The sequence below is a fragment of the Albidovulum sp. genome (assembly GCF_049646345.1).
In the GTDB taxonomy this organism is placed as follows: domain Bacteria; phylum Pseudomonadota; class Alphaproteobacteria; order Rhodobacterales; family Rhodobacteraceae; genus Albidovulum.
Genome location: NZ_JBARVQ010000377.1, coordinates 1 through 3,993, shown reverse-complemented (window position 1 = coordinate 3,993; position 3,993 = coordinate 1). Strand labels below are relative to the sequence as shown.

General features: G+C 58.4%; 2 protein-coding genes. Both read left to right on the top strand.

Annotated elements, in window-relative coordinates; genetic code table 11:
* The first annotated feature begins 80 nt into the window (after positions 1-80).
* On the top strand, positions 81-3,035 hold the full coding sequence (locus tag WBB85_RS09365; protein ID WP_432638355.1) for a Tn3 family transposase: 2,955 nt from the start codon (positions 81-83) through the stop codon (positions 3,033-3,035).
* A gap of 182 nt (positions 3,036-3,217) precedes the next feature.
* On the top strand, positions 3,218-3,880 hold the full coding sequence (locus WBB85_RS09360) for a ferric reductase-like transmembrane domain-containing protein (protein ID WP_432638354.1): 663 nt from the start codon (positions 3,218-3,220) through the stop codon (positions 3,878-3,880).
* The last annotated feature ends 113 nt before the right edge of the window (positions 3,881-3,993 follow it).

The window sequence follows — 3,993 nt, the reverse complement described above, 5'->3', positions numbered from 1 at the left end:
CGGATATCGATATCTGTCTATTTAATAGTCTTCATATTAAAGCGTGTCCAGAAAACTTCAACACCGTTTTGAGGACACCTATACCCCCTCGCTCATTGCTTTCCGCCCGTGCCCGCGCAGACCTCTTTGATATCCCGACAGATCCTGATGGCCTGATGCGCCATTATCTGCTGCCACCGTCCGATCTGGAATTGATCCGGACGCGCCGCCGCGATGAAAACCGGTTCGGGCTGGCTGTCCATATCTGTCTGCTCCGTCACCCGGGCCAAGGATGGCGCGATGGGGTGGTATTGCCAGCAGCCCTCTTGGACTGGCTCGGGGATCAGCTGCATCTCCCGGCATCACACCTTCTGAATTATGCCAGCCGTGGGGCAACACGGGCTGCGCATCAAGCTCTTGCGATGCAGTGTCTGGATCTGGCGCCGTTCACAAAAACACATATGGCAGTGGCGGAGGATATCGCCACGAAGGCGGCCTTCGCGACGGATCATGGTGTGAAGATTGTTGAGACGCTGATTGCGGATTTGCGCAAGCACCATCTGGTATTGCCGAGCGTAGACACGCTTGAGCGCCTCGCCTTGAAGGGCCGAGCGCGCGCCCGGCGTGAGGCTGCTGCGGCGTTGTTTGACGCTCTTTCACCGGAGCAGCGTGACCGGTTACAGGCGCTCTTGGTGAATGACCTGTCCGTTGGGCAAACACGGCTCACGTGGTTACGCGGCATTCCGTACTCGACCAGCCCTGCCAGCATGACCGCACTTCTGGACCGCTTGAAATATCTACGATCATTGGACATGCCGCCAGACCTTGGGCACGGCCTGCACCCGGATCGGCTGCTCAAGTTCGCACGCGAGGGCGCTGTGGCACCCGTGAGCTTGCTGAACGATTTTGGTGAGCGCCGGCGGATCGCAACACTCGCGGCGCAGATGGCGGATTTATCCATTACGATCACCGATGCGGCCATCGCCATGTTTGAGCGGCTGACCGGCCAGCTCTTCTCAAGATCCCACAATCGTCAGGAGGAAGTCTGGCGTATGGGGAAGACCCGGGTTGGCAAGCTGATGCAGCTCTTCGGCGCGTCCATTGATGCCATGGCCCGCGCGCAGGACACAGGGCAAGATCCCTTTGCTGCGCTGGATGCAGACGTTGGGTGGGACATTCTCTTGGGCAAGCGTGACGAAATTGTCGGCTTCGGGGAACTGGCAACCAGTGATCCGCTTTCTCTGGCGACTGAGCGCTATGCCTATATGCGCAGGTTCGCCCCCGCCTTTCTGGAGGCTTTCCAATTCAATGCCACTGATGCGGGGGATGACCTCAAAGATGCCATCGCCTTACTGCGTGATCAGAACCGCACTGGCAAACGCAAGTTGCCCGATGATCCGCCTATGCCGTTCGCGGCCAAGCATTGGCCGTCGCTGATTTACCACAACGGTCAACCACAGCGGCGCGTGTACGAAACGGCCGTTGTGTCCACTTTGCGGGATCGCCTACGCGCGGGAGATGTCTGGGTCGACGGCAGTCGCGAATATCGCCGGTTCGACAGCTATCTGATGCCCCGAGACACAGCGGAGACCGTCATGCGTGATGCGGGCTTCGAGACAGATCCGGGAGCATGGCTGGCGGATCGTCGTGCCATGTTGGCCAAACGCTTGGACCAGGTTGATCGCGCCCTGAAGCGCAATGCGCTCTCTGGTGTCCGAATTGAGCGCGGGCGATTGAAGATTTCGCCGCATGACGCGGTCACACCGCCCGCTGCGGCGCGCTTGGAGCGGGCGATTGACGCCCTGATGCCGCGTATCCGCATCACGGAATTGCTCTGGGAGGTGAATGCACAGACCGGGTTCCTCGATGCCTTCACTGACCTGCGGTCTGGCAAGCAGCACGATGAACCCGCCGCTGTTCTGGCTACAATCCTTGCCGGGGCCACCAATCTCGGCCTGGAGCGGATGGCCCATGCTTCGTCACGTGTCAGCCATGCGCAGCTGACCTGGGCGCAGACATGGTACCTTCGGCCCGAGACATTCGCGGATGCCTTGAGCCGCATTGTCGATGCCCATCATGGCCTGCCCTTCGCGCAACATTGGGGCGCAGCGGAGCGCAGCTCATCGGATGGTCAGTTCTTCTCTGCCAATCGTGGCAGTGGCCTTATCAACGCCAAATACGGGCCAGATCCCGGCCTGAAAATCTACTCCTTCCTGTCGGGCCAGTACGGATCGTTCCATTCCAGCGTCATTGGTGCAACTTCGGGTGAAGCACCATTCGTGCTTGATGGCCTGCTGAGCAACCCAGCCAGCTTCGATCCGCTCGTGCATTACACAGATACCGGCGGCGTGTCGGACCACGTCTTCGCCTTGTTCCATCTGTTGGGGATGACCTTCGCGCCGCGCTTGCGCGACTTTCCCGATCGGCGGTTGGCATGCTTCGGTGGTGCGAAGGCGTGGCCCACCCTGTCACCCCTCATCGGGAAGCCGGTCAACGAAGAGGTGATCCGGCAGTATTGGGGCGATATCATGCGGCTCGCGGCCAGCATCCGCGACAAGTCTCTCAAACCGTCTGAAATCCTGCGCAAGCTTGGGGCGTACCGCCAGCAAAACCGGCTCTACCTTGCCTTGGGTGAAATCGGCCGGATCGAACGCACGCTCTTCATGCTCGACTGGATCGAAAACGCCGATCTGCGCATGGAATGCCATGCGGGTCTGAACAAGGGTGAAGCGCGCCACTCGCTGGCCAGGGCCGTCTTTGCCCACTCGCAAGGCCGCATTCATGATCGCTCTGATGCGGCCCAACAGAAACGGGCCATGGCGCTCAACCTTGTCATCGCCGCCATCACGTTCTGGAACACGATCTACATGGACAAGGCCGCCAGCTACCTCGTGCAGACCAGCCCGCTCTACGATGTCAAACTGCTGGCCCACACATCGCCCCTCGGGTGGGAGCACGTCATCCTATCCGGCGACTTCGATTGGCATTCTGGAGCCGCAGACCGCAAAATTGCACGGCCGTTGAACATCAGGCCAGCCAAAGACTGGGGAACCTGAATATGTTCGCACAATGTTCTCGCTTAGGGTAATCCTACGCAGAAACCTTCTGATGGGGCCATGTGGCGGACCCAGAGTCCGCTGGAAAATGTCAGCCCCAAAACATTCTCAATACGCGAATTGACTATAAAAAAATACTACCTATAGTTGGGATTGAATTTTAGCAGCACACCAGACGCATTATGTCCCACAACGCCAGATCAGCGTCACAATCTTCCACTGCAACACTGACAACCCCTCCCCGTTCCGGAGGCGACAATACGGCAGGGACACTCCTGCATCGCTGGATTCTGTGGTTTATTCTGGCAACGCCTGCCGTGGCATGGACGATTGGTTGGTTCGGCAACCAAACTCTGCAATATGCCGAACATGCGGTCCATCCCACCGGTGTGATCGCCGGCATTCTTGTCATCGTCGCCTTGTTCGCGACACCGTGGCGTCAACTCGTTCGTAATCGCTATGGAGCGCTCTGGCTGGCGCGGCATCGTAGGCATATTGGTGTTGCGAGTTTTGGCTATGCCTTGCTTCACACTTGGTTCTATCTGCTTGAGACTGAAAGCGTGCCGTCGATCCTGACAGATCTCTACCGGTTCGACATGGTGACCGGGTGGATTGCGCTGCTTTTGTTTCTGCCCGTGGCAATGACGTCCAACACACCCTCTGTGCATACCCTTGGTCAACGCTGGAAATCCGTGCAGCGGTTGACCTATGCGGCCTCGATCATCGGCTTCATCCATATTCTGAGCCTGAATGGCTGGAGCAACCCCTGGGAGGCCTTGATCGTCGCGTCCCCCCTTCTGGTTCTGGAGGCATGGCGCGTTCGGCGTTTTCTATCGACGCGGTGATCGCCCAGCCACCTCGACACGGTCAGTTTGATTTCATCTGCTCGACGAGACCAATCAGAATTGTATGGCAGGATTCAGCAAAAATCTGCCGGAATGGTTGATTGAATTTAACC